General features: G+C 72.6%; 21 protein-coding genes. 7 read left to right on the top strand and 14 right to left on the bottom strand.

The genetic code is table 11. The annotated features are described in order from the left end of the window. Window positions 1-27: 27 nt before the first annotated feature. Entirely contained in the window at window positions 28-1,392 is a 1,365-nt protein-coding gene (locus ABZ842_RS11860; RefSeq protein ID WP_361535745.1) for a glutamine synthetase family protein, read from the bottom strand. Window positions 1,393-1,494: 102 nt separating this feature from the next. Between ABZ842_RS11860 and ABZ842_RS11855 the strand changes: the two genes are divergently transcribed. The 3 genes from ABZ842_RS11855 to ABZ842_RS11845 all read left to right on the top strand — a co-directional run bounded on the left by ABZ842_RS11855 (window position 1,495) and on the right by ABZ842_RS11845 (window position 4,662). Continuing rightward, window positions 1,495-2,337 (top strand): FCD domain-containing protein, encoded by an 843-nt coding sequence (locus ABZ842_RS11855; protein WP_361535742.1) that lies wholly within the window; start codon window positions 1,495-1,497, stop codon window positions 2,335-2,337. A 112-nt stretch (window positions 2,338-2,449) separates the two neighbouring features. After that, the gene (gene eat, locus ABZ842_RS11850; protein ID WP_361535739.1) at window positions 2,450-3,919 is read left to right on the top strand and encodes an ethanolamine permease; all 1,470 of its coding nucleotides are present in this window, start codon (window positions 2,450-2,452) and stop codon (window positions 3,917-3,919) included. Between the two features lie 47 nt (window positions 3,920-3,966). Continuing rightward, window positions 3,967-4,662 (top strand): gamma-glutamyl-gamma-aminobutyrate hydrolase family protein, encoded by a 696-nt coding sequence (locus tag ABZ842_RS11845; protein ID WP_361535736.1) that lies wholly within the window; start codon window positions 3,967-3,969, stop codon window positions 4,660-4,662. Window positions 4,663-5,168: 506 nt separating this feature from the next. On the opposite strand, the gene ABZ842_RS11840 is transcribed toward ABZ842_RS11845, so the two are convergent. From ABZ842_RS11840 to ABZ842_RS11810, 7 genes are all read right to left on the bottom strand, one after another. After that, on the bottom strand, window positions 5,169-5,975 hold the full coding sequence (locus tag ABZ842_RS11840) for an ABC transporter ATP-binding protein (protein WP_361535733.1): 807 nt from the start codon (window positions 5,973-5,975) through the stop codon (window positions 5,169-5,171). After that, window positions 5,972-6,772: an ABC transporter ATP-binding protein gene (locus ABZ842_RS11835; RefSeq protein ID WP_361535729.1), complete on the bottom strand. Its 801-nt coding sequence runs from the start codon at window positions 6,770-6,772 to the stop codon at window positions 5,972-5,974. The genes ABZ842_RS11840 and ABZ842_RS11835 overlap by 4 nt, the downstream gene beginning before the upstream one ends. Next, a complete protein-coding gene (locus ABZ842_RS11830; protein WP_361535726.1) occupies window positions 6,769-7,653 on the bottom strand; it encodes an ABC transporter permease in 885 nt (294 codons plus the stop codon). Before ABZ842_RS11830 ends, ABZ842_RS11835 begins: the two co-directional genes overlap by 4 nt. Then, window positions 7,650-8,615: an ABC transporter permease gene (locus tag ABZ842_RS11825; protein ID WP_361535723.1), complete on the bottom strand. Its 966-nt coding sequence runs from the start codon at window positions 8,613-8,615 to the stop codon at window positions 7,650-7,652. The genes ABZ842_RS11830 and ABZ842_RS11825 overlap by 4 nt, the downstream gene beginning before the upstream one ends. After that, window positions 8,615-10,201 (bottom strand): ABC transporter substrate-binding protein, encoded by a 1,587-nt coding sequence (locus ABZ842_RS11820; RefSeq protein WP_361535720.1) that lies wholly within the window; start codon window positions 10,199-10,201, stop codon window positions 8,615-8,617. The genes ABZ842_RS11825 and ABZ842_RS11820 overlap by 1 nt, the downstream gene beginning before the upstream one ends. A gap of 61 nt (window positions 10,202-10,262) precedes the next feature. Then, window positions 10,263-11,003: a DUF1684 domain-containing protein gene (locus ABZ842_RS11815; protein ID WP_361535717.1), complete on the bottom strand. Its 741-nt coding sequence runs from the start codon at window positions 11,001-11,003 to the stop codon at window positions 10,263-10,265. A 221-nt stretch (window positions 11,004-11,224) separates the two neighbouring features. Next, entirely contained in the window at window positions 11,225-12,169 is a 945-nt protein-coding gene (locus tag ABZ842_RS11810; protein ID WP_361535714.1) for a LysR family transcriptional regulator, read from the bottom strand. A gap of 70 nt (window positions 12,170-12,239) precedes the next feature. Here ABZ842_RS11810 and ABZ842_RS11805 point away from each other — a divergent pair, with 70 nt between their 5' ends. Beyond that, window positions 12,240-13,394, top strand: a complete 1,155-nt coding sequence (locus ABZ842_RS11805) for a C4-dicarboxylate ABC transporter (protein ID WP_361535711.1) — start codon at window positions 12,240-12,242, stop codon at window positions 13,392-13,394. Here the strand turns inward: ABZ842_RS11805 and ABZ842_RS11800 are convergent. From ABZ842_RS11800 to ABZ842_RS11785, 4 genes are all read right to left on the bottom strand, one after another. Continuing rightward, window positions 13,321-14,046 (bottom strand): helical backbone metal receptor, encoded by a 726-nt coding sequence (locus tag ABZ842_RS11800; protein ID WP_361535938.1) that lies wholly within the window; start codon window positions 14,044-14,046, stop codon window positions 13,321-13,323. The two genes, ABZ842_RS11805 and ABZ842_RS11800, sit on opposite strands and share 74 nt — an antisense overlap. Next, complete coding sequence (locus tag ABZ842_RS11795) at window positions 14,043-14,627, bottom strand: XRE family transcriptional regulator (protein ID WP_361535708.1); 585 nt, start codon at window positions 14,625-14,627, stop codon at window positions 14,043-14,045. Before ABZ842_RS11795 ends, ABZ842_RS11800 begins: the two co-directional genes overlap by 4 nt. Window positions 14,628-14,766: 139 nt before the next feature. Then, the gene (locus ABZ842_RS11790; RefSeq protein ID WP_361535705.1) at window positions 14,767-16,578 is read right to left on the bottom strand and encodes an ABC transporter permease/substrate binding protein; all 1,812 of its coding nucleotides are present in this window, start codon (window positions 16,576-16,578) and stop codon (window positions 14,767-14,769) included. Continuing rightward, a complete protein-coding gene (locus ABZ842_RS11785; protein WP_361535702.1) occupies window positions 16,571-17,731 on the bottom strand; it encodes a glycine betaine/L-proline ABC transporter ATP-binding protein in 1,161 nt (386 codons plus the stop codon). Before ABZ842_RS11785 ends, ABZ842_RS11790 begins: the two co-directional genes overlap by 8 nt. A gap of 293 nt (window positions 17,732-18,024) precedes the next feature. Between ABZ842_RS11785 and ABZ842_RS11780 the strand changes: the two genes are divergently transcribed. After that, entirely contained in the window at window positions 18,025-18,930 is a 906-nt protein-coding gene (locus ABZ842_RS11780) for a 5'-3' exonuclease (RefSeq protein WP_361535936.1), read from the top strand. Between the two features lie 122 nt (window positions 18,931-19,052). Then, window positions 19,053-19,919 carry a siderophore-interacting protein gene (locus ABZ842_RS11775; RefSeq protein ID WP_361535699.1) on the top strand — a complete coding sequence of 289 codons (867 nt, stop codon included), beginning with the start codon at window positions 19,053-19,055 and terminating at the stop codon, window positions 19,917-19,919. Window positions 19,920-20,269: 350 nt separating this feature from the next. On the opposite strand, the gene ABZ842_RS11770 is transcribed toward ABZ842_RS11775, so the two are convergent. Next, window positions 20,270-20,938, bottom strand: coding sequence for a MerR family transcriptional regulator (locus ABZ842_RS11770; RefSeq protein WP_361535696.1), 669 nt, complete (start codon window positions 20,936-20,938; stop codon window positions 20,270-20,272). 165 nt (window positions 20,939-21,103) lie between these two features. On the opposite strand from ABZ842_RS11770, the gene ABZ842_RS11765 reads away from it, so the two are divergent. After that, a complete protein-coding gene (locus ABZ842_RS11765) occupies window positions 21,104-22,477 on the top strand; it encodes a deoxyribodipyrimidine photo-lyase (RefSeq protein WP_361535693.1) in 1,374 nt (457 codons plus the stop codon). A gap of 41 nt (window positions 22,478-22,518) precedes the next feature. Here ABZ842_RS11765 and ABZ842_RS11760 read toward each other — a convergent pair whose 3' ends face one another. Continuing rightward, complete coding sequence (locus tag ABZ842_RS11760; protein WP_361535690.1) at window positions 22,519-25,344, bottom strand: DEAD/DEAH box helicase; 2,826 nt, start codon at window positions 25,342-25,344, stop codon at window positions 22,519-22,521. Window positions 25,345-25,404: the final 60 nt, after the last annotated feature.

The following is a 25,404-nucleotide window of genomic DNA, read 5'->3' as shown; positions in this document are numbered from 1 at the left end:
GTACGTGGCGGGGGGGCGGCGCACCGGTCACAGGCGTTCGAAGGAGCGGCGCAGCTCCCAGTCGGTGACGGCGGCGTCGTAAGCGGCGAGTTCGACGCGGGCCATGTTCAGGTAGTGGGCCACGACCTCGTCGCCGAAGGCGGCCTTGGCGATGACGCTGGTCTCCCACAGCTCGGCGGCTTCACGCAGGGTGGTGGGGACCTGGGCGTGGCCGGCCGTGTACGCGTTGCCGGTGCAGGCTTCGGGCAGTTCCAGCTCCTGCTCGACTCCGTACAGCCCGGCGGCGATCAGCCCGGCGACGGCCAGGTGGGGGTTGACGTCGCCGCCGGGGAGCCGGTTCTCGAAGCGCATCGAGCGGCCGTGGCCGACGACCCGTAGCGCGCAGGTGCGGTTGTCGTGGCCCCAGGCCACCGCGGTGGGGGCGAACGTGCCGGGCTGGAAGCGTTTGTAGGAGTTGACGTTGGGCGCGTACAGCAGGCTGAACTCGCGCAGTGCCGCGAGCTGTCCGGCGAGGAAGTGGCGCATCACGGGCGACATGCCGTCGGGCCCGTCGCCGGCCATGAGGTTGGCGCCGTCGGCGTCGGCGAGCGAGAGGTGGATGTGGCAGGAGTTGCCCTCGCGCTCGTTGTACTTGGCCATGAAGGTCAGCGAGCAGCCCTGTTGGGCGGCGATCTCCTTGGCCCCGGTCTTGTAGACGGCGTGCTGGTCGCAGGTGACGAGGGCGTCGTCGTAGCGGAAGACGATCTCGTGCTGGCCGGGGTTGCACTCGCCCTTGGCGGACTCCACGGTCAGTCCGGCCGCGGTCATCTCGTTGCGGATGCGGCGCAGCAGGGGCTCGATGCGGCCGGTGCCGAGGACGGAGTAGTCGACGTTGTACTGGTTGGCGGGGGTCAGGCCGCGGTAGTCGCGGTCCCACGCCTGCTCAAAGGTGTCCTTGAAGACGATGAACTCCAGCTCGGTGCCCACGTTCGCGCGCCAGCCGCGCTCGGCCAGGCGGTCGAGTTGGCGGCGCAGGATCTGGCGGGGGGCGGCGACGACGGGTGCGCCGTCGTCCCAGGCCAGGTCGGCGATCAGCAGGGCGGTGCCCTCGTTCCAGGGCACGCGGCGCAGGGTGTCGAGGTCGGGGAGCATGGCGAAGTCGCCGTATCCGCGGTCCCAGGAGGCCATGGCGTAGCCGTCGACGGTGTTCATCTCCGGGTCGACGGCGAGGAGGTAGTTGCAGCCTTCGGTGCCGTGCTCCACCACCTCGTCCAGGAAGAACCGGGCGGCGAACCGCTTGCCCTGGAGCCGCCCCTGCATGTCGGGGAAGGCGAGCACCACGGTGTCGATCTCGCCGCTCTCGACGAGGGCACGCAGCTCCGTGAGCGGGAGCGGGGGCTTGCGGTCTGCCACGGGATCACGCCTCCTAAGGTCAGCCGGGGGCCGGCCGACCGGACCGGCCGGGAGCCATAAGGTATTGCTGAAGACCATTGCTTGGGAAGAGGATTCGTCGACGTGGCGAAGACGAGTGGGATGGGCGGGGCCGACGGGATGGGCGGGAGAAGCCATGCGCATACGGGAGATACGCACACGGGCACGGCAGGTGGGCCCGGGGCGGATGACGGGCCGGGCGGCGGGGCGGAGGCCGCCGCGGACCGGCTGACTCCGGTGCTGCGTCCGGTGCACGCGGGCAACGGCTTCGAGGGGGCGCTGGAACAGGTCCTGCAACTGCTGCGGCTCGGCCTGGTGCCGGCCGGGGAGCGGCTGCCAGCGGAGCGCGAGTTGGCCGAGCGGATGGGCATCAGCCGGGTCACCCTGCGCGAGGTGCTGAAGGTGCTGACGGACCAGGGGCTGGTGGAGAGCCGGCGCGGCCGGTACGGCGGGACCTTCGTCCTGCCGCGGCCCGACGCCCGCGGCGAGGAGGAACTGCGGCGCCGGCTGGCCGGGGTGGACGTCGAGGACACCCTCCGCTTCCGCGAGGTCCTGGAGGTGGGGGCGGCCGGGCTGTGCGCGGCCCACGGCCTCGACGGGGCCGGCGCGCGCCGGCTGCACGACGCCCTCGCGGCGACCCACGACGCACCGCTGGACCAGTACCGGCGCCATGACACCCTCTTCCACCTCACCCTCGCCGAGCTGTCCGGCTCGCCGTCGCTGACCAAGCAGTACGCGGGCGTCCGGGCCACCCTCAACGACCTGCTGGACTGCATTCCGCTGCTGGTGCGGAACTTGGAGCACTCGCAGCAACAGCACAGCGCGGTGGTGGACGCGGTGCTCGACGGGGACGCGGACGGCGCGCGCGAGGTGATGCGGGAGCACTGCGAGGGCACCGCCGCGCTGCTGCGGGGCTTCTTGTCATGAGGGGGCATGAGCGCGTGAGGGGAGGTCGGTTGTTGCTGCACGGGGCTTGCGCAGAGCCGTCCCGTACCGCAAAGGTGTCGCCCTAAACCTTTGCACGCCGGGAGTGAGAGCCATGGCCGAAGGCACCAGAGAGACGTCGCCGAACCCGGAGCCGAAGCTCCGCGCGGACCATCAAAGCGACGCGTACATGAGACGGCGGATGCTCCGCCAGGGCAGTGCGGGGTGGCTGCTGCTCACCGGACTCGGCGTGGCCTACGTCGTCTCGGGCGACTTCTCCGGCTGGAACATCGGGCTGTCGGAGGGCGGCTTCGGCGGGCTGGCGATCGCGATGCTGCTGATGGGCGTGATGTACGCCTGTCTGGTCTTCTCCCTGGCCGAACTCTCCGCGATCCTGCCCACCGCGGGCGGCGGCTACGGCTTCGCCCGACGCGCCCTCGGCACCTGGGGCGGCTTCCTGACGGGCACGGCCATCTTGATCGAGTACGTCCTCGCGCCCGCCGCGATCTCCATCTTCATCGGCGACTACGTCGAGTCGTTGGGGCTGTTCGGGCTGGAGTCCGGCTGGCCGATCTCCCTCGTCTGCTTCGTCCTCTTCATCGGGATCCACCTGTGGGGCGTGGGCGAGGCGCTGCGCTTCAGCCTGGTGGTGACCGCGATCGCGGTGGCGGCGCTGCTGATCTTCGCGGTGGGCGCGTTCACCGACTTCGACGCGGGCCGCCTCAACGACATCCCCGTCGACGAGGGCGCGTTCGGCTCGGGGTCGTGGCTGCCGTTCGGGCTGCTCGGGATCTGGGCGGCGTTCCCCTTCGGGATGTGGTTCTTCCTCGGCGTGGAGGGCGTGCCGCTGGCCGCGGAGGAGGCGAAGGACCCGGTGCGCTCCATGCCGAAGGCGCTCGCCATCTCGATGGGCGTGCTGGTGCTGCTGGCCGTGCTGACCTTCCTCGCCGCGACCGGCGCACGGGGCTCGGCCGCGATCCAGGACGCGGGGAATCCGCTGGTCGTCGCCCTGGAGGGGGACGGGGACCCCACCGCGCTCAGCCGGTTCGTCAACTACGCGGGCCTCGCCGGCCTGGTGGCCTCCTTCTTCTCCCTGATCTACGCCGGCTCGCGCCAGCTCTTCGCGCTCTCCCGCGCCGGCTACCTGCCGCGGTTCCTCTCGCTCACCAGCCGGCGCAAGTCGCCGTACCTGGGGCTGCTGGTCCCCGGGGCGATCGGCTTCGCGCTCGCCGCGTCCACCGGCAACGGCGCGCGGATGCTGAACATCGCGGTGTTCGGGGCGACGATCAGCTACGCGCTGATGGCGCTCTCCCACATCGTGCTGCGGCGCCGCGAGCCGCACCTGCACCGCCCGTACCGCACGCCCGGCGGCACGCTCACCTCGTCGGTGGCGTTCGTGCTGGCGCTGTTGGCGCTGGTGGCGACGTTCCTCGTGGACCGGGAGGCGGCGTTCATCGCACTCGGGGTGTACGTCGTGGCCCTCGCGTACTTCGCGGTCTACTCTCGCCACCGACTGGTGGCGAAGGCTCCGGAGGAGGAGTTCGCCGCGTTGGCGGAGGCGGAGGCGGAGTTGGGGCGCGGCTGACGGTCGCCGCACCTCTCAGTTACGTGCACAAGAACGAACGGAAGTCCATGACCAAGCCGCTCATCGGCGTCACGACCTATGTCAACCCGGCCGCCTGGGGCGTGTGGAAGTTGCCCGCGGCCCTGCTGCCCGCCGCGTACCCGGCGCTGATCCAGGCGTCCGGGGGCCTCGCGGCGATGCTGCCGCCCGACTTGGACGCGGCGTCCGCGCGGGCGGTGGTGGCGCGGCTGGACGGCCTGGTCATCGCGGGCGGCGCGGACGTCGAACCGGTGCGGTACGGCAGCGACCGGGACCCGCGCACCGGGCCGCCCGCGCGCGACCGGGACGCCTGGGAACTGATGCTGGTCGACGCGGCGTTGGAGGCGGGCCTGCCGTTGCTGGGCATCTGCCGGGGCATGCAGGTGCTGAACGTGGCCCTCGGCGGCACGCTGGTGCAGCACGTCGACGGCCACACCGGCGGGGTGGGAGTCTTCAGCACGCACCGGGTCCGCCCCGTGCCGGGGACGCGGTACGCCGCGCTGGCCCCGGAGCCGACGGACGTCCCCACCTACCACCACCAGGCGGTCGACCGCCTGGCCGACGGCCTGATCGCCAGCGCACACGCGGACGACGGAACGGTGGAGGCGGTGGAGTTGGCCGGGGACGCGTGGGTGTTGGGCGTGCAGTGGCACCCGGAGATGGGCGAGGACGAACGCGTGATGCGGGGGCTTGTGCGGGTGGCCGAGGCGGGTCCGCGGCGCTGACGGCGCGCCGGGTCCCTGCGGGTGCGTCGTGGCTGTTCGCGCAGTTCCTCCCCCTGTGCCCTGCGGGCACGGGGGGACCCCAGCGCCTCTAGATGCCCCCGCCGTTTCCCCGCGGGAGCGTTGATCTCTGCAGGCAGTACTTGGTTGTTCGCGCAGTTCCCCGCGCCCCTGTTTCGCTACCCCGTCACTTGTCTGCGGGCTGGGGCGAGGGTCTTCAGGGGCGCGGGGAACTGCGCGAGCAAGCACGATGCATCCGCAGATGGCAACGCTCCCGCGGGGAAACGGCGCGGGTCTTTGGGAGCGCTGGGGTCCCCCGTGCCCGCAGGGCACAGGTGGGGGTCCCCCCACGCCCCTGGGCGTAGGTGGGGGTCCCCCCACGCCCCTGGGCGTAGGTGGGGGTCCCCCCACGCCCTCTGGGCGTAGGGGGAAGAACTGCGCGACAAGCCCACCACCGGGCCGCAGACGCCACAGCGCAGCTCGCCGCACGGCGAAACCGCGCGCTCCGGTTAGGCCCGGCTCGGGGGGAGTTTGGGGACGCTGGACACCAGGCGGCGGGTGTAGGGGTGCACCGGCGCACCCAGCACCGCGGACGTGGCGGACTCCTCCACCACGCGCCCCTTCTCCAGGACCGCCGTGCGGTCGCAGAGCGAGGCCACCACCGAGAGGTCGTGCGAGACCATCACCAGGGACAGCCCGCGCTCCTCCCGCAGCTCGTGGAGGAGGTCCACCACCTTGACGCGGGTCGTCACGTCCAGCGCGCTGACGGGCTCGTCGGCCAACAGCACCCGCGGATCGCAGACCGTGGCGCGGGCGATCGCGATGCGTTGGCGCTGGCCGCCGGAGAACTCGTGCGGGTAGCGGTCCGCCGCGTCCGGCGGCAGGCCGACCGCGGTCAGCGCGGCAGCCACCTTGGGCCCGGCCGTGCTACGGGTGTCCAGGCCGAGGGAGCGCAGCGGCTCCGCCACCGTGTGGCCCACCCGCCGGCGCGGGTCGAGCGAGGAGTACGGGTCCTGGAAGACGCACTGCACGCTGCGCCGGAAGCGGCGCATCAGCGCGCGGTCGCCGAGCCGGAGTTCCGCGCCGTCGAAGCGGACCGTGCCGCCGGTGGGCCGGGCCAGGCCGAGCAGGAGCCGCAGGAGCGTCGTCTTGCCCGTACCGGACTCGCCGACCAGGGCGAGGCTCTCGCCGGCGCCGACGGACAGGGAGACGTCCGAGACGACCGGTGTGCTGCTCCCCCGGTACGCGTAGGAGACCTGGTCCAGGGCCAGCAGGGGCGGCGTCGCGGTGCCGGGTTCGGTGCTCGTGCTCGTCACGGGGTCCTTCCTCGGTCCAGGGCGTCCTCCAACTGGCGTGCGCTGGCCACCAGCGCCGCGGTGTACGGGTCTCGGGGCGCGTGCACGATCTCGTCCGCGGTGCCCTCCTCGACCGCGCGGCCGTCCTTGAGGACCACGATCCGCTCCACGGTCCGGGCCACCACCGCGAGGTCGTGGCTGACGAAGAGGAGGGCCATCTCCCGCTCCCGCACCAGCTCGTCGAGGAGGTCGAGCAGCTCGGACTGGACGGTGACGTCCAGCGCGGTGGTCGGTTCGTCGGCGATGAGCAGTCGGGGCTCGCAGGCCAGGGCCATGGCGAGGGCGACGCGCTGGCGCTGGCCGCCGGAGATCTCGTGGGGGAAGGCGCGGGCGAGGCGTTCGGGGTCGGGCAGCCGCACCTGGGTCAGGGCGTCGGTGACGGCGCGGCCGAGCGCGGCGCCCTTCAGGCCGCGGTGGCGGGCGAGGGGGCCGGCAATCTGGCGTCCGACGCGCATCAGCGGGTCGAGCGCGGTCAGCGGCTCCTGGAACACGATCGCGGCCTGTCGGCCCCGTACCGACGTCAGTTGCTTCTCGGTGGCGCCCACGACCTGGGTGCCGGCCAGTTCGACGCTGCCGGTGGCGCTCATGCCGTCGGGCAGCAGGCCGAGGGCGGCGAGTGAGGTCAGGGACTTGCCCGAGCCGGACTCGCCGATGAGGCCGAGGCGTTCGCCGGGGCCGACGCTCAGCGAGAGGCGGTCCACGAGCGTGCGTCCGCCGGCCGTGCGGATGACCAGGTCGCGGATGGCGAGGATGCTCATGCGTGCCTTTCGCGGGTGGTCGGGTCGAGGGTGTCGCGCAGTCCGTCGGCGATCAGGTTGACGCCGATGACGAGGACGACCAGGAGGATGCCGGGCGCGAGGGCTGCGGCCGGCGCGGTGGTGAAGGTGGCCTGCGCCTCCAGCAGCATCCGGCCCCACGACGCGTTGGGCGGCGGCGCGCCCAGGCCCAGGTAGGACAGGCCGGCCTCGGCGAGGACCGCGAGCCCGAACTGGAGGGCCAGGTTCACCGCGAGGGTGGGCCAGATGTTCGGCAGGACGTGTCCGGCGACGACCTTCGGCCAGGAGGTGCCGGAGGTGCGGGCGGCGGTGACGTAGTCCTGCGCGAGGACGCGTTTGACCAGGATCCGTACGAGCCTGGCGACGACCGCGCTCTGGGCGAGCCCGATGGCGAGGACCGCGGAGCCGAGGGTGCCGGAGCGAGCGGCGACGACGAGCATCGCGAGCAGCAGGGTGGGGAAGGCGATGAGGATGTCGAGGAAGGCCGAGAGCGTGTCGTCGAGCCAGCCCTGGGCGAACGCGGCGAGGGTGCCGAGGAGCACGCCGAGGGTCGCGGCGATCAGTACGGACCCCAGGCCCGCCTGTACGGCGATCTTGGCGCCGTTCATCACCTGGGTGAGCAGGTCCCGGCCGAGCTTGTCGGTGCCGAGGAGGTGGTCGGCGCCGGGCGCGGCGAGCCGGCCGCCGGAGGTGTCGTCGGTGGCGTACGGCAGCCAGAACACGGACACCAGCGCGAGCAGGGCGATGGCGCCGGCCAGGGTGCAGCCGGCGATCAGGGTGTACGAGCGGCGGGCCCGGCGCCGCTCGGTGGCGGGCGCCGCCGCGGCCTGGACGGTCGTCACCGGGGTCGGGGTGGACGTCACTTGGTGCCTCCCGACAGTCCGGCGCGCAGGCGCGGGTCGACGATCCGCTGTACGAGGTCGGCGGCGAAGCCGATCAGCAGCACCGCGAGGGTGGAGACGAACAGCACGCCCTGGATGACGGGGTAGTCGTGCTGGCTGATGCCGGTGGTGAGCAGGGAGCCGAGCCCCGGCAGCGCGAACACGGACTCCACGACCACGGCGCCCAGCAGGGTGGAGGCCAGTTCGATGCCGAGGACGGAGATGACGGGGACGGAGGCGTTGCGCAGCCCGTGCCGCCACATCGCGCCGCCGAAGGACGACCCGAGGGCGCGGGCGGTGCGCAGGTAGTCGCTGCCGAGGACGTCGAGGGTGGCGGAGCGCACGTAGCGGATCAGGGACGCGCTCATCACCAGGGCGATGGTGACGACCGGCAGGACCAGGGAGCGGACCGCCTCGGCGGGCTCGGCCCAGCCGTCGGGCGGGAAGCCGCCGGCGGGGAACCAGCGCGCGTTGACCGCGAGCACCACGACCAGGATCATGCCGAGCCAGAACACCGGGATGGCGATGCCCAGTTGGGAGACCCCGTTGAGCAGGGCGCCGTACCAGGTGTGCCGCTTGTGGGCGGCGACGAAGCCGGCGGGCACGGCGATGAGCACGGCGAGCACGAACGCGGCGAGGGTGAGCGGGACGGTCACCTCCAGCCGGGTCGTGACCTCGGGCCCCACCGGCAGCGAGCTGACGAAGGAGGTCCCGAGGTCACCGCGCGCCAACTGCCCCACCCAGTGCACGAACTGCTCCGGCAGCGGGCGGTCGGAGCCGATGGCCTCGCGGGCGGCGGCGATCTGCTCGTCGGTGGCGCCGACGGCGGTGAGCGCGTTCGCCGGGTCGCCCGGGAGCATCCGCAGCAGGACGAAGAGCACGACGCTCGCCAGTGCCAGGGACACCAGCAGGAAGGCGAAGCGCCGCAGGACGTAGCGCGCCATCAGCCCTTCTTGATGTCGTAGGCGTAGAACTGCGAGTTCAGACCGTTGAGGGGGTAGCCGGAGATCCGGTTGTTGGCGACCACGATCTGCGGATAGAGGTAGAGCCAGTCGCTGGCCGCGTCCTCGGCGGTCTTGCGGTTGACCTTCTTCAGCAGTTCGGTCTGCTCGGCGGCGGTGGAGGACTGCTCGGCCTGCTCGACCCAGGCGGTGACCTGCGGGTCGTCGTAGCCCCAGTAGAAGTCCGGGTTGCCGTACCAGACCAGGTCGCGGTCGTTGACGTGCTCCTGGAGCGTGGCCTGGAAGTCCCGGTTCTTGTAGACCTTGGTGTACCACTCGTCCGGGGTGATCGTGTTGATCTTGACGGTGATGCCGACCTTGGCGAGCTGCGAGGTGATGAAGGTGGCGGCCGTGGGGTGCGGGTCGTAGTTGGGGGTGTCGAGGGTGAGGCTGAAGCCCTTGGGGTAACCGGCCTCGGCCAGCAGTTCCTTCGCCCGCTCCGGGTCGTGGGCGTCGATCGCGGTCAGGTCCTCGTACCAGGGGTCGGTGGGCGGGACCATGGAGCCGATCAGCTTGCCGTGGCCGCCCCAGACGGACTCCAGCAGCTTCTTGTCGTCGATGGCGAAGGAAACGGCCTGGCGGACCCGGACGTCGTCGAAGGGCTTGGCGCGGTCGTTGAAGGCGAGCAGCAGCTTGGTGGTCGAGTTGCCCTCGTTGACCTTGTAGTTCTTGTTGTTCTCGAACTGGTCGAGGGCGTCCGGGGACTGCTCGCTGGTGACAACGTCGATGGCGTTGGTCAGCAGGGCGTTGTTGAGCGCGGTGGCGTCCTTGAAGTAGCGGAAGACGACCTTCTTGTTGGCCGCCGCGTCGCCCCAGTAGCGGTCGAAGCGGTCGAGGCTCAGGGCGGAGCCACGGGTCCACTTGTCCAGCCGGTAGGGGCCGGTGCCGTCCTCGCGCTGCTTGAGGTCCTTGGCGTCGGCGTTGACGATCCACACGTAGGTCAGGTTGTAGACGAAGGAGATCGACTTCTTCGAGAGCGTGACCTGGACGGTGCGGGGGTCGGGGGTCGCGATCGTCTTGATCACGGAGAGGTTCTTCTTGCGCGCCGACTGGGAGTCGGGGGCGAGCACGCGCTCCAGGCTGTACTTGACGTCCTGGCTGGTGAGCTGCTTGCCGCTGTGGAAGGTGACGCCGTCGCGGAGGGTGAAGGTGTAGGTCAGTCCGTCCGGGCTGACCTGGTGGGACTCCGCGAGGAGCGGCTCGACCTTGCCCGCGTCGGTGAGCTTGAACAGCCCTTCGTACGCGTTGCCGTGGAGGGCTTCGGTGACGCCCTGGCCGCCGCCGCCCGTGTTGTCGAGGTTCTGCGGCTCGTAGAGGGAGCCGATGTTCACGGTGGCGTTCGGGTCGTGCTTGCCGCCGGCGGAGGAGGAGCCGTTGGAGCCGCCGCCGCAGGCGGTGAGGGTGAGGGCCAGGACGGCGGCGGTCGCGGTGGCGGTGAGGGTCGACGCCCGGAACTTCCTGGTACCCGACTTCGCGATGTACGACTGCGTGACGTTCGACTGCGTGACGTTCAGCTTCTTGGTGCTCATGACAGAAGGGTGCGCTTTCGTGCTGCGGCTTTCGAGGGTGCCGGGAGGGGGCCGGAGAGGATCAGTGCTGTGCGGGGACGCCGCCGCGGAAGACGGGACGCTTCTCACCAGCCGTGACGGGCAGGTGGAAGCGGTTCTGCCGCGGCGGCATCGGACAGTTGTACTGATCGGAGAATCCGCAGGGAGGCACGAAGGCCCGGTTGAAGTCGAGGCGCACGGTGCCCTCGCCGGTGCGGGTCACGAAGAGGAAGCGGCCGGCGCCGTACGTGCTCACGCCGTTGGTGGGGTCGCCGAACACCAGCAGCAGGACGCCGTCGTCGTCGAAGGCGCTCAGGACGTAGTCGCGGCCGTCGACGGTCACGGAGATGTCGCCCGGCACGACGAGGTCGCGGGTGCCGCCGTTGTCCCGGATGTGCTCGAAGGCGACCTTCCGGGCGCCGGTGACGGGGGTGTACGTGGCGTCCAGCACCCACGCCGGGTCGTACGGGAAGACCTCGGTGCGCTCGAAGTCGCGCAGCGCGGGGGCGTTCGCGTCCCAGAAGCGCAGTCCGTGCTCCGGCTCGCCGGTGGCGAGGTCGGTGCGCTCGACGGCGGTGACGGTGACGCCCTCGGGCGCGGCGGCGCGGGCCGCCGGGAGGTCGGGCCGCTCCCCCGCGGGCAGCCAGCGCGTCTCCACCAGGGCCAGGTTGCCGGTCGCCGAGGTCACGGACCGCCGGCGCTCGGCACACCACGCCTCCCACTCCCCCGTCGGGTCGGGGGTCGGGTGCGCGGGAATGGCGGGGTGGGACACGGCGACACTCATTCACATAGGCGGTACGACGGTACGTTCAACGACCTTCACGCCCAAACGTCACGAGGCGTGAAGTTCAACCCAAAGCCTGATCTTTATCTGCCATAAGTCGAACTAATGTCAAGTGGTGACAGATGGCGAGACGGGGTACGGAAGGGACCACTCGGCGGCGCCTCCGTCAACCGGCACTCACGCCCCGGGCAGCGGACCGCTCAACACCCCATGACCTGGGGCTACTTGTGTCCGGGCGCCCGACGGGCGGCAGCGGCGAGGGCGAGCAGGTCGCGGCCGGCGCCCACCGGCTTCTGAGACCGTCGCCACACCGCGCGCAGCACCCGCTCCAGCCCCACGTCCGCGACGGGGACCGCCACCAGACGGCGGGAGCCCAGCTCCTCGGTCACCGCCAGCTCGCTGAGGACGGCCGGTCCCGCGCCGCTGACCGCCGACGCCTTCACCGCGGTGGTGGACGCCAGTTCCAGCAGGGGGGCGGCGAGCCCGCCGTACCGGGCGAGCGCGGAGTCCAGGACCTGACGGGTGCCGGAGCCCTCCTCCCGCAGGACGAGCGGGGTGCCCGCCAGCTCCGTCGCTGACACGGGGGTGCGCCGCCGCGTCCACGGGTGCTCGGGCGCGACGACGACCAGCAGCCGGTCGCGGGCGACTTCGGTCCCGTCCAGCCCGCCGGGGACCCGCAGCCCCTCCACGAAGCCGAGGTCCGCCTCGCCCGCCAGCAACCGCTCGGCGACCGCGGCCGAGTTGCCGGCGTAGAGCGAGACGGCCACCTCCGGACGCCGGGCGCGCAGCGCGACCAGCCAGCGCGGAAGCAGGTACTCGGCGATCGTCATGGACGCGGCGATCCGCAGCCGCGAGTCCCGGTGCGAGCGCAGGGCCTGCGCGCCCGCGTCGAACGCCTCCGCCGCCTCCACGATCCGGCGCGCCCAGTCGGTGACGAGGACGCCGGCCGGGGTCAGCCGGGAGCCGCGCGGGGAGCGGTCCACCAGGGCCACCCCGAGCTGTCGTTCCATCGAGCGCAGCCGGCCGCTCGCGGCGGGCTGGCTGATGCCGAGCTCCCGGGCGGCCCGGCCCAGGCTGCCGTGGCGGGCGACCGCGAGCAGCAGTTCCAGGGCGCCGATGTCCGGCACCCGGTGTGCGAGCGGCGCCCGCTGCTCCCCGTCACTCATCGGTCCAGCTTATGAGGTCATAGGGGGAACGGCCCTGGTGGGAGTGGTGGACCGGGACGACAGTGGGGACATGGCCACCGCTGCGCCCTCGTCCCCCGCCCGCACCCCCGCCGCTCGGGCCGGTTCCGTACGGTCCACGGCGCGGCTGCCGGCGCTGCGCCATGTCGGGCCGCAGTGGTACGCGGCCGTCATGGGCACCGCGATCGTGGCAAGCGCCGGTGCCGCGCTCCCCCTGCCCGCCGCCGCCCGCCCCGCCCTCGTCCTCGTGTGGACGGCGTCCGCCCTGCTTCTGCTGGCCGTGGCGACGGCCCGCGCCGGGCACTGGCTGCACCACCGCGACCAGGCCCGGGCGCATCTGCTCGACCCGGCCGTCGCCCCCTTCTACGGCTGTGCCGCGATGGCGCCGCTGGCGGTGGCCGCGGGCGCGCTGTCGGTGGGCCGCGACGTCCTCGGCCCCGCCGCCGTCCCGGTCGCAGCCGCGCTGTTCGCGGTGGGCTGTGCGCTCGCCGTGACGGCCGCCGTCGCCGTGCCGTACCTGCTGGTCGTACGCCACCGTCCCGCGCCGGGGACGGCGACGCCCGTGTGGCTGCTGCCGCTGGTGGCGCCGATGGTGGCTGCGGCCGTCGGGCCGCTGCTGGCGCTGCACCTGCCCGAAGGCGAGGGGCGGCGGACGCTGTTGGCGGCGAGCCTCGGGCTGTTCGGGCTGAGCCTGCTGGCCACCGCGGTGGTGGTGCCGCTGGTGTTCGCCCGGCTGGTGCACCACGGCCCGCTGCCGCTCGCGCTCACGCCCTCCCTGTTCCTGGTGCTGGGCCCGCTGGGGCAGTCCACGACGGCCGCCGGCCATCTGGCGGACGCGGCCCGGGTGCCGTACGGGGACGCGCTCGCGGTGCTGTACGGCGTCCCGGTGCTGGGCTTCGCCCTGCTGTGGCTGGCGCTGGCGGGCGCGATGGTGGTGCGGGCCGTCCGGCGCGGGCTGCCGTTCACGCTCTCCTGGTGGGCCTTCACCTTCCCGGTCGGCACCTGCGTCACCGGGGCCGCGGGCCTGGCGCACCGCACGGAGCTGAGCGCCTTCGCCGGCCTCGCGGCGGTGCTGTACGCGCTGTTGGTGACGGCGTGGGCGGTGACCGGGGTCCGTACCGTGCGCGGGCTGCTCAGCGGAGCGCTGTTGCGAGCGCCGCTGCCAGCACCCGGGGCGCCGTCACCAGCGACGGCCCGTACCACGTGAGGTGTCGGCCGCTGACGAGCGCGGCGGGCAGGTCGGGGAACGACTCCGGCCCGTCGGTTTCGGTGAAGCGGTACGGCTCGTCGGGCAGGACCACCAACTCGGCGCCGCAGCCGCGCAGCTCCTCCAGGGGCACCCGGGGGTAGCGCTCGGCGTGGTCCTCGTACGCGTGTCTCACGCCCAGCCGTGCCAGCACGTCACCGGCGAAGGTGTCCCGACCGAGCACCATCCAGGGGCGCCGCCACACCGGCACCACCGCGCGGGCGCCGCCAGCGGGCGCCCGGTCGGCCCACGCCCGCTCGGCCTCGTCCAGCCAGCGGGGCCGGGCGAGGCCGCACCCGGCCACCAGGACGCGGTCCAGCTCGGCGAACGCCTGCGGCAGCGCCCGCACCTCGGTGACCAGCACGTCCAGTCCCCCGGCGCGCAGCCGGTCGAGGTCGGCCGGCCGGTTCTCCTCCTCGTTGGCGATCACCAGGTCCGGGCGCAGCCGCAGCACGGCCGCCGTGTCGGGGTTCTTGGTGCCGCCGATCCGCGCCACGTCGAGGTCGGCGGGGTGGGAACACCAGTCGGTGGCGCCGACGAGCAGACCGGGCGCCGACACCGCGACCGCCTCGGTCAGCGAGGGCACCAGGGAGACCACCCGCACGGGGCTCAGACCTCCGGGGGCGTCTCGATGTGCTCCGCGACCGTGACGACCAGGACGCGGGTCTCCTCGCCACTGGCCCGCCACCGGTGCCGCACGCCGCCGGACAGGAACAGGGTGTCGCCGCGGCCGAGGTGGTACGCGCGGCCTTCGGCCTCCACCTCCACCGAGCCGTCGGCGACGTACATCAACTCGTCGTTGCGGTGCTGGAACTCGCCCTCGGTGTCGTGTTCGCCGTGGAACTCCAGCGCCTCCAGCTGGTGCCGGCCGCGCACCAGGCGGCGGGCGTGCGGCACGGCCGCGGCGTCGGCCGGCTCGGCGCGCACCACCGCGACCGTACGGGCCGCGTCGGAGGCGGCGATCAGCTTGCCCGCGGTGGTCTCCAGCGCTTCGGCGACCCGCTGGAGCGAGCGCCGGCTGGGCCGGGCGCGGTCGTTCTCGATCTGGCTGAGGAAGGGCACGGACAGGCCGGAGCGCTCGGCGACCGAGGCCAGCGTGAGGTCGAGGGTCCGGCGCCGCCGGCGCACGGCCGCGCCCACCCGAAGACGTTCGGTCTCCTTCGGGTCCTTGCCGTCCATGCCGTCAGCGTCCATCCGCCGGGCTCCCCTTCCTGCGTTCTGTACAACCTTACGCAGCTTCGGGCCCGACCACCTCCGCGATGAGCGCCAAAGACGGCCGGGACGGCCCCGCCACTGGCGGGAACCGTCCCGTTCCGCTGGGTGATCGCGCCCGTCAGCGGGGCACGGGCACCGTCTTGTCCACGAAGTCCGGGTTCTCCTTGAGCCAGTTCCGGACGGCCTGCTGCTCCTTGCCCTTGCCCGTCTCCTGGATCTCCGCCTCCAGGTCGGTGAGCTGCTTCTCGGTCATCTTGAAGTCCCTCAGCCACTTCCCGACCTCGGGGTGGTCCTTCGTGAGGCCCTTGCGCGCCAGGGTGTGCACCCCGTCGCCCTCGCCCCAGGTGCCCTTGGGGTCTTCGAGCTTCTTGAGGTCGTAGTTGCTGTAGGCCCAGTGCGGCGACCAGAGGGTGACCACGACGGGCTCCTTCTTGGCGATCGCCCGCTTCAGCTCGGCGAGCATGCCGGGCGTGGAGCCGTCGACGACCTCGTACTCGCCCTCGAGGCCGTACTCCTTCAGCACCTTGTCCTTGAGCAGGCCCATCATGCCGGCGCTGGGCTCGATGCCGATGATGCGGCCCTTGAACTTCCCGGACTGGCCCTTGAGGTCGTCGAGGGAGTCGATGCCCTCGACGTACGAGGGGACGGTCAGTTCCAGCGAGGTCGGGCCGTACCAGGAGCCCATGTCCTCCAGCTTGTCGCCGTACTTCTCCCAGTACGAGGCGTGGGTCACCGGCAGCCAGGAGTCCGTCTGGAAGTCGATCTGGCCGTTGGCCAGACCGGTGTAGAGGGCGCCGGTCTCCAACTGCTTGGCGTCGACCTCGTAGCCGCGCTGCTCCAGCATCTCCTTCCACAGGAAGGTGGAGGCGATGGCCTCGTCCCAGGGGATGTAGCCCATGGTGAGCTCCTGGCCCTTGCCGACGTCGTTGGCGCCGCCGCGACCGGCGGTGTCGGCGGAGTCGGAGCTGCCGAAGATCGACATGCCGCCGGCGACCAGCGCGAGGACCACGACGCCGACGACGGCGACGGACGCCTGCGGGCGGTGCTGCCACAGCTTGGGGCCGCCGGCCAGCGCCTTCGCCTTGGCCAGGGCGCGCCGGCCGAGCGGCGAGACCTGTCGGCCCAGCTCGCCGGTCATCCGGTCCAGGTACATGGCGAGGATGACGATGGAGATGCCGGCCTCGAAGCCGAGCCCGATGTCCACGTTGCCGATGGCGCTGTAGACCGCGCCGCCGAGCCCGCCGCCGCCGACCATGCCGGCGATGACGACCATGGACAGACCCAGCATGATCACCTGGTTGACGCCGGCCATGATGGTGGGCAGCGCCAGCGGGAGCTGGACGCGGACCAGGGTGTCGCGGGGCGGGGTGCCGAACGCCTCGGCGGCCTCCACCAGCTCCTCGTCCACCTGGCGGATGCCGAGTTCGGTCATCCGCACACCGGGCGGCAGCGCGAACACGATGGTGGCGATGATGCCGGGGACGACGCCGACGCCGAAGAAGATGATGCCGGGGATCAGATAGACCATGGCGGGCATGGTCTGCATGAAGTCCAGCACGGGCCTGGTCACCGCGCTCACGGCGGTGGAGCGCGACGCCCAGATGCCCAGCGGCACCGCGATCGCCAGGGTCACCACGGTGGCCACGAGCACCAGGGAGAGCGTCGACATCGCTTCGTCCCACAGCTCGATCGAGTCGATGAGCGCGAAGCCGACGAAGGCGAGGCCGCCGGCGAGCAGCCCGCGCAGCCACCAGGCGACGACCGCGAGGATTCCCGCGAACAGCAGCGGGTGGGGTGCGGACAGCGCGGCGTCGATGCCGTCGTACATCCCGGTGACGACGGAGCTGATCGCGTCGAAGAGCCAGGTCAGATTGGACTGGAGCCAGTCGACGGAGCTGTCGACCCACTCACCGAGGGGCAGCCTAGGCACCGGCCACCGCCTCGGCCGCGTCCTTGCGGAGCGCCTTCGCATCGGCAGTCGGAGTCGCGTCCGCCGCGTCCGCTCCGTCACTGGGTTTCATCGGCTCGCCGAGCACGGCCAGCAGCCGGGCGCGCGGCACCACCCCGATCAGCTCGCCCCGCTCACAGGTGACCGCGACGGCCACCCCGCTGGTCGAGCAGGGCGTGAACAGCTCCGCGATCGGGGTGTCCGCCTTGACGACCGCGGGGGCCGCGGCGATGACGTCCTCGGGGGTGCGCAGTTCCTTGCCGCCGTCGCCGGCGCTCGGATAGGCGGACTCCGGGTCCGCCATGATCGCGCCCGCGGTGAGCACCCGGGTGCGGTCCACGTCCTGGGTGAAGGAGGCCACGTAGTCGTTGGCCGGGGTGACCAGGATGTCCTCGGCGGTGCCGAGCTGGACGATCCGGCCGTCCCGCATCACCGCGATCCGGTCGCCCAGGCGCATGGCCTCGTTCAGGTCGTGGGTGATGAAGACGATGGTCTTCTTCAGCGTCTTCTGCAGCTCCAGCAGCTGGTCCTGCATGTCGCGGCGGATCAGCGGGTCGAGCGCGCTGAAGGACTCGTCCATCAGCAGCAGGTCGGCGTCGGTGGCGAGCGCGCGGGCGAGGCCGACGCGCTGCTGCATGCCGCCGGACAGCTCGTCGGGCCAGGACTGCTCCCAGCCCGCGAGGCCTGCGAGGGCCAGCGCCTCGGTGGCGCGCTGCTCCCGCTCGGCGCGCGGGACGCCCTGCACCTCAAGGCCGTACGCGGCGTTGTCGAGCACGCTGCGATGGGGGAACAGCGCGAAGTGCTGGAAGACCATGCTGATCTTGCGCGAGCGCACCGCCCGCAGCTCGCGGGGGCTGAGCGCGGTCAGGTCCTGACCGTCGAAGAGGACGCGTCCGGCAGTCGGCTCCAGCAGTCCGTTGAGCATGCGCAACAGCGTGGACTTACCGGACCCCGACAGGCCCATCACGACGAAGATCTGCCCGGGATCGACGGTGAACGAGGCGTCGATCACCGCCGCCGTCGTGCCGTCCGCGCGCAGCTCGTCGCGGTCGGCGCCGCTTTCGAGTCGCCGGACCGCCTCGTCGGGTCGTCTGCCGAACACCTTGTACAGATGCTCCGCCTGGAGCCTGGACACATACACCTCGCGGGTTGAAACGGAACGGCCCGCCGCCCCCATAGCCGGCGCGCCGTGGAGCGCGGCGGGTTCCGCCCGCTCCCTGCGGTCCGTACGACGAATGTCGGACGGCACACCGGGATCGGCTCCGGCGGCGCGCCTGCCCCCAGCCTGTAGCGCCAAACGCAACAGTGACCCACGTCACGCAACAGCGGCGCTCGGTGCGCCCGAGCCGGGGGCTGCGGGGCGGCCCGCTCGGCTGCCGGGCGCTGTCGGTGCCGTGCGGCACAATCCGGGGTGTGACGCGACGCCTGATGCTCCTCGACACCGCTTCCCTGTACTTCCGCGCCTACTTCGGCGTCCCCGACTCGGTCCGGGCCCCCGACGGCACCCCGGTGAACGCCGTGCGCGGGCTGCTCGACTTCATCGCCCGCCTCGTCCAGGACCACCGGCCGGACGACCTGGTCGCCTGCTGGGACGACGACTGGCGTCCGCACTGGCGGGTGGAGCTGATCCCCTCGTACAAGGCGCACCGTGTCGCCGAGGAGAGCGAGCAGGGGCCGGACGAGGAGGAGACCCCGGACACCCTGTCGCCGCAGGTGCCGGTGATCGTGGACGTGCTGGCGGCGCTCGGCATCGCCCGCGTCGGCGCCGCGGGGTACGAGGCGGACGACGTGATCGGCACGCTCACCGCGCGGGCGAGCGGCCCGGTCGACATCGTCACGGGCGACCGGGACCTGTTCCAGCTGGTCGACGACGCCCGGCAGCGGCGGGTGCTGTACCCGCTCAAGGGCGTCGGCACGCTCCAGAACACGGACGAGGCGTGGCTGCGCGAGAAGTACGGCGTGGACGGCCCGGGGTACGCGGACCTGGCGCTGTTGCGCGGCGACCCGAGCGACGGCCTGCCGGGCGTGCCGGGGATCGGCGAGAAGACCGCGGCCAAGCTGTTGGCGACCTTCGGCGACCTGGCGGGGATCATGGCCGCGGTCGACGACCCGGGGGCGAAGCTGACCCCCGCGCAGCGCCGGCGCCTGTACGAGGCGAGGGATTACGTCGCGGTCGCGCCGAAGGTCGTCCGGGTCGCGGCGGACGTGCGGCTGCCGGAGTTCGACGCGGCGCTGCCGACCGAGCCCCGGGATCCGGCCGCGCTGGAGGAGCTGTCGGCGCGCTGGGGGCTCGGGGGGTCGCTCCAGCGGCTGCTCGCCGTGCTCCCCCGCTGACCCGGACGCGCCCCGCTCGCACTCCCCCGCCACCGGCCATCGGGGGGCTCGGGCTGACGCTTCCCGATCGAGGTGTTAACTTAGGCAAGCCTAAGTGAGTATCCGAGCCCTGGGAGAGCGCCGTGGCCGAACGACCGGTCCGTACGTCACCGACGTGCCATGAGGCCCGCGTGGTCCGCACCGAACGACTCACCCCGCACATGACGCGGGTCGTCCTCGGTGGCCCGGGGCTGGCCGGGTTCCGCCTCGACGGCTACACCGACCACTACGTGAAGCTGGTCTTCCCCCAGCCGGGGGTGGACTATCCGCAGCCGTTCGACCTGGACCGCATCCGGGCCGAGCTCCCCCGCGCCGAGTGGCCGGCGAACCGCACGTACACCGTCCGGGAGTGGGATCCGGAAGCGCTGGAGATGGTGATCGACTTCGTCGTCCACGGCGACGAGGGGCTGGCCGGGCCGTGGGCGCAGCACGCCCGGGTGGACGATCCGATGTGGATCCTCGGCCCCGGCGGCGGGTACGCCCCCGAGCCGGCCGCGGACTGGCACCTCCTGGTGGGCGACGAGAGCGCGCTGCCGGCGATCGCAGCGTCCCTGGAGCGGATGCCGGACGACGCCGTGGTGCACGCCTTCGTCGAGGTGGCGGAGGCCGCCGACGAGATGCAGCTGGACCTGCCGAAGGGCGTGGCGGTGCAGTGGCTGCACCGCGCGGGCCGCCCGGTCGGCCAGGCGCTGGTGACGGCCGTGCGGGAGCTCGACTTCCCCGCGGGCCGGGTGTCCGCGTTCGTCCACGGCGAGGCCGCCTGCGTCAAGGAGCTGCGCCACCATCTGCGGCTGGAGCGCGAGGTGCCGCGCGAGCAGCTGCACATCTCCGGCTACTGGCGCCAGGGGCAGACGGACGAGGCGTGGCGCGCGGTGAAGCGCGCGTGGAACGAGCAGGTGGAGCGCGAGCAGGAGACCGTGGAGCAAGCCGAGCAGGAGCGCGCCGCGTAAGCGCCTGACCTTTCGGTTCCGAATCGACGGAGGCGCCGTGCGGCGGGCTGTGCCGTTGCGCCCGCGGCCCGGTGGTGAGCTGGTCGCGCAGTCACTCCCCCGTGTGCCCTGCGAGGGCGGGGCCCCTGTCGTGCTTCCCCCGTCGCCACACCTGCGGGACAGGGGGTTTCAGGGGCGCTGGGGGTCCCCCCACGCCCTCTGGGCGTAGGTGGGGGTGCCCCCGTGCCCGCAGGGCACAGGGGGAGGAACTGCGCGACCAGCCACCCACCGGCCGGTGGAGACCTACGCACCCGCGGGGAAACGGCGGCTCCGTCCAGAGGCACAGCGGCCGGCTGGCGGGCTGACGGGGCCTACCCGTCTCGCGCCGCGCCGTCGCCGCCCCCCGGCGGAGCCACCCCGTACCGCCGGGCCGACTGGTCCGTCTGCGCCATCTGCCGCAGCGCGTCCAGGACCGCGTCCCCGAGCACGGTCCCCACCACCACGCCCTGCACCAGGACGTCGCGGCTCGTGCGGCCGGCGACGTACTCCAGGTCGGCCCGCGCCACCTGCTCCGCGGCGTCCGCGTACGTCTCCAGCATCTGCCGGAAGTCGCCGTGCCCCAGGCGTTCCATCGAGGCCAGCGCGCCGGCCAGCAGCTCGGCGCCCGGCCCGTCGGGCGCCACCCGCCAGCCGCGCCGGCGGATCAGCTCCTCGACCCGGCGGACGGCCGACTCGCGGGCGGCGTCCTCCTCCTGTTGCACCGGGCGCGCCACCAGCAGGTCGGAGGCGACGCCGAGGACGTGGTGCACCGGCTCGTCCGGGTCGTCGACGGCGGCGAGGATCTCGGCGATCGCGGCGATCTTCAGCCCGCCCACGTCCAACAGGGCGCGGATCAGCCGCAGTCTGCGCACGTGCTCGTCGCCGTACGCCGCCTGATTGGGGCTGGTCAGCTCGCCGGCCGGCAGCAGCCCTTCCCGCAGGTAGTACTTGATCGTCGGCACCGGCACCCCGGTGCACCGGCTCAACTCGCCGATCCGCACGGCCGCCCACCACCCTCTCCGCCCTCGCTGACGAACGAACCCCCATTATAGATAGCTCCGCTACCTACATGGTCGACGGTCCGGCCACCGGAAATCCACCGATCGGCCGGAGCGAACTGATACCTCTGGGGCCCGCCCCCCGACCCCTCCTTCGGAAGGACGGCGATGACCGTCTCCGTCATGCTCTTCACCTCCGACCTGCGCGTGCACGACCAGCCGGCGCTCTCCGCTGCCGTCGGAGAGGCCGATGCGGTGGTGCCGCTCTTCGTGATCGACCGGGGGGTGCACGAGACGGGCTTCGACGCCCCCAACCGCCGTGCCTTCCTCGCGGATTGCCTGACCTCGCTCGACGAGCAGTTGCGCGAGCGCGGCGGGCGGTTGGTGGTCCGCACCGGTGACGTCGTCGAAGAGGTCTGCCGGACCGTCACCGAAACGGGCGCGGGCTCGGTCCACCTCGCCGCGGGGGTGAGCGCTTACGCCGGCCGCCGGGAAGACCGGCTGCGCTCCGCCCTCGCACCGCTCGGCTGCGCCCTGCACGTGCACGACGGGGTGGTCACGGTACTGCCCCCGGGCCGGGTCACCCCCGCCGGCCGCGATCACTTCGCCGTCTTCACCCCGTACTTCCGCCGCTGGGAGGCGACCGGCCACCGAAAGGTGCTGGGTGCGCCCAGGACCGTACGGGTGCCCGAGGAGGCGGCCGGCGATCCGCTGCCCCGACGCGCCGCGGTCACGGGGGTCTCCCCCGGGCTCGCACCGGGCGGGGAGGGCGAGGGACGCCGTCAACTGCGGCGCTGGCTGGCCCGGTCCGACTCCGGCGTGGACGCGTACGACCGGCGCCACGACGACCTCGCGGGCGACGCCACCTCGCGGCTCTCCCCCCATCTGCACTTCGGCACGCTCTCGGCGACCGAGCTGGTCCAGCGCGCCGGCGCCAAGGGCGGCCCGGGCGCCGAGGCGTTCGTCCGCCAGTTGGCCTGGCGGGACTTCCACCACCAGGTGCTCGCGGCGCGCCCGCGCGCGGCCCGCGTCGACTACCGCGACCGGGGCGACCGTTGGCGCACCGCGCAGGAGGAAGTCGCCGCCTGGAAGGAGGGGCGCACGGGCTGCCCCGTCGTCGACGCCGGGATGCGGCAACTGCGCCACGAGGGCTGGATGCACAACCGCGCCCGGCTGCTGACGGCGAGCTATCTCGCCAAGACGCTGTACGTCGACTGGCGCGTCGGGGCCGCCCACTTCCTCGATCTGCTCGTCGACGGGGACGTCGCCAACAACCAGCTGAACTGGCAGTGGGTGGCGGGCACCGGCACGGACACCCGGCCCAACCGGATCCTCAACCCCCTCGCCCAGGCTCGGCGGTTCGACCCCGACGGCGCCTACGTCCACCGGTGGGTGCCCGAACTCGCCGCGCTGGCGGCCCCGCGCGTCCACGACCCCGCGTCCTGGAGCCGGTCCGAGCGCGACGGCGTCGACTACCCGGCCCCGCTCGTCGACCTCACCGAGGCCAGGGCCCGCTTCGAGACCGCCCGCGCGGTGCGCTGAAGCACCGGCGGGCGGCCGACGGAGCAGTAGCGGCCTGCGGATCAGCCGACGGAGCTGTAGGCCACGACGCCCCGCAGCATCGCATCCACGGCCCGGCGCGCGGCCTTGGCGACCGTGCCGTGGTCGCCGGGGGCCGCCGCGGCGATCTGCCCGAGGACGTCGATCACCTGCTTCGACCAGCGGACGAAGTCGCCGGCGGGCATCTCGGTCTCGCGCAGCACCTCGTCGAGGGACTTGTCCGAGGCCCATTGGTACGCCGCCCAGGCGAAGCCGAGGTCCGGCTCGCGCTGGCCCACGCCCTCCGCCTGGCTGATCTTGAAGCTCTCTTCGAGCGCGTCCAGCCGGCCCCAGATGCGGACCATGTCGCCGAGCGCCGCCTTCGCCGCGCCGCCGGGGACCTTGGGCGCGACCGCGTCGTCCGACTGCCGGGACTCGAAGACCAGCGCGGAGGCGCAGGCCGCCAACTCGGCCGGGCTCAGCCCCTCCCACACCCCGTCCCGCAGGCACTCGCTGGCCAGCAGGTCCAGCTCGCCGTAGAGCCGGGCGAGCCGGCGGCCGTGCGGGGTGACCTCGTCCTCCCGCAGGTAGTCCAGTTCGGTGAGGAGGGCGACGATCCGGTCGAAGGTGCGCGCGATGGTGTTCGTACGACCCTCGATGCGGCGCTCCAACTGGTGGGTGTCGCGCCGGAGTCGGTAGTAGCGCTCGGCCCAGCGTGCGTGGTCCTCGCGGTCCGCGCAGCCGTGGCAGGGGTGGGCGCGCAAGGCTGAGCGCAGCCGGTTGATCTCCTGGTCGTCCGCGGCGGCGGAGCGCTGCTTGCGGTGCCGCTCGGGCACGATGTGGCCGGCCTTGGTGCGCAGCGCGGACGCCAGGTCGCGGCGCGACTGGGGCGAGCGCGGATTGAACGACTTGGGGATCCGCATCCGCTCCAACGGCTCCACCGGCACCGGGAAGTCGATCGCGGCTAGCCGCTTGACCTGTCGCTCCGCGGTGAGGACGAGCGGACGGGGGCCGTCGTGCTGCTCGAAGCCGCGGTGTCCGTTGGTCCGCCCGGCCGGCACGCCCGGGTCCAACACCAGGGCGAGGCCGGCGGACTTGCCCGTGGGCACGTGGATGACGTCGCCCGGCCGCAGCCGCTCCAGCGCGACGGCAGCCGCCGCCCGGCGCTGGGCCGCGCCCTGCTTGGCCAGCTCCGTCTCCCGGTCCTTGAGGTCGCGGCGCAGCCGCGCGTACTCCTCGAAGTCGCCGAGGTGACAGGTCATGCCCTCGCGGTAGCCTTCGAGCCCCGTTTCGTTCTTCTGGACCTGGCGGGAGATGCCGACCACCGAGCGGTCGGCCTGGAACTGCGCGAACGAGGTCTCCAGCAGTTCGCGCGAGCGGTGCCGGCCGAACTGCTCGACCAGATTGACGGCCATGTTGTACGAGGGCTTGAAGCTGGAGCGCAGCGGATACGTCCTGGTGCCCGCGAGCCCGGCGAGCTCCGCCGGGTCCATGCCGCGCTGCCACAGCACGACCGCGTGCCCCTCGACGTCGATGCCGCGTCGACCGGCGCGCCCGGTGAGCTGGGTGTACTCGCCGGGGGTGATGTCGGCGTGCTGCTCGCCGTTCCACTTCACCAGCTTCTCCAGGACCACCGAGCGCGCGGGCATGTTGATGCCGAGCGCCAGGGTCTCGGTGGCGAAGACCGCCTTCACCAGGCCGCGGACGAACAGCTCCTCCACGACCTCCTTGAAGGTCGGCAGCATGCCGGCGTGGTGGGCGGCGATGCCGCGCTCCAGGGCCTCCAGCCACTCGTAGTACCCGAGGACGTTCAGGTCCTCGGTGGGGATGGCGGAGGTGCGCTCCTCGACGATCTCGCGCACCTGGAGCCGGGCCGAGTCGTCGTTCAGACGCAGGCCCGAGTAGAGGCACTGCTGGACCGCGGCCTCGCAGCCGGCGCGGCTGAAGATGAAGGTGATGGCGGGCAGCAGGCCCATCGCGTCGAGCCGGTCGATCACCTCGGGGCGGCCCGGGGTCCAGATCCGGCTGCGTCCGCGGCGCTCCCGCTCCCGGTCCGCCTCGCGCATCGTCCGGCGGCGGCGGTCGCGGGGCTGGTACGAGCGCTGGCTCTCCATCCGGGCCATCCGGACGAGGTCGGGGTTGACCTCGCGGCGGGTGGTGCCCCGGCCGCCGTGGTCGGTGGTCTCCTCGAAGAGGTCGTAGATCCGGCGGCCGGCCATCACGTGCTGCCACAGCGGCACGGGCCGGTGCTCGGAGACGATCACCGCGGTGTCTCCGCGGACGGTGTCCAGCCAGTCGCCGAACTCCTCCGCGTTCGACACGGTGGCGCTGAGCGAGACCAGGGTCACCGACTCGGGGAGGTGGATGATCACTTCCTCCCACACCGCGCCGCGGAACCGGTCGGAGAGGTAGTGCACCTCGTCCATGACCACGTAGCCGAGGCCGCGCAGCGACTGCGAGCCGGCGTACAGCATGTTCCGCAGGACCTCGGTGGTCATCACGACCACGGGCGCTTCGGAATTGACGCTGTTGTCGCCGGTCAGCAGGCCGACCTTGTCGGCGCCGTACCGCTTGACGAGGTCGGTGTACTTCTGGTTCGACAGCGCCTTGATCGGAGTGGTGTAGAAGCACTTGCGGCCCTGCTGGAGGGCGAGGTGGACGGCGAACTCGCCCACGATCGTCTTGCCGGAGCCGGTCGGGGCGGCGACGAGCACGCCGCGCCCGGCCTCCAGGGCCTGACACGCCTCGATCTGGAAGGGGTCCAGGCCGAAGTCGTACAACTCGCGGAAGGGAGCCAGCGCGGTGGCCTGCTCGGCGGCGCGGACGCGGGCGGCAGCATAGCGCTCGGCGGGAGAGAGGTCCTCGGTCATCTTGTACGTGAGCCTACCCGGCGGGTACGACAGTCAGCGCGGTCTTATCGCAAGAGTGAT

Origin of the sequence: Streptomyces sp. NPDC047315 (genome assembly GCF_040643215.1) — a bacterium.
Lineage (GTDB): Bacteria > Actinomycetota > Actinomycetes > Streptomycetales > Streptomycetaceae > Streptomyces.
The sequence above is the reverse complement of the archived record's forward strand: the minus strand, read 5'-3'. Positions and strand labels throughout refer to the sequence as shown.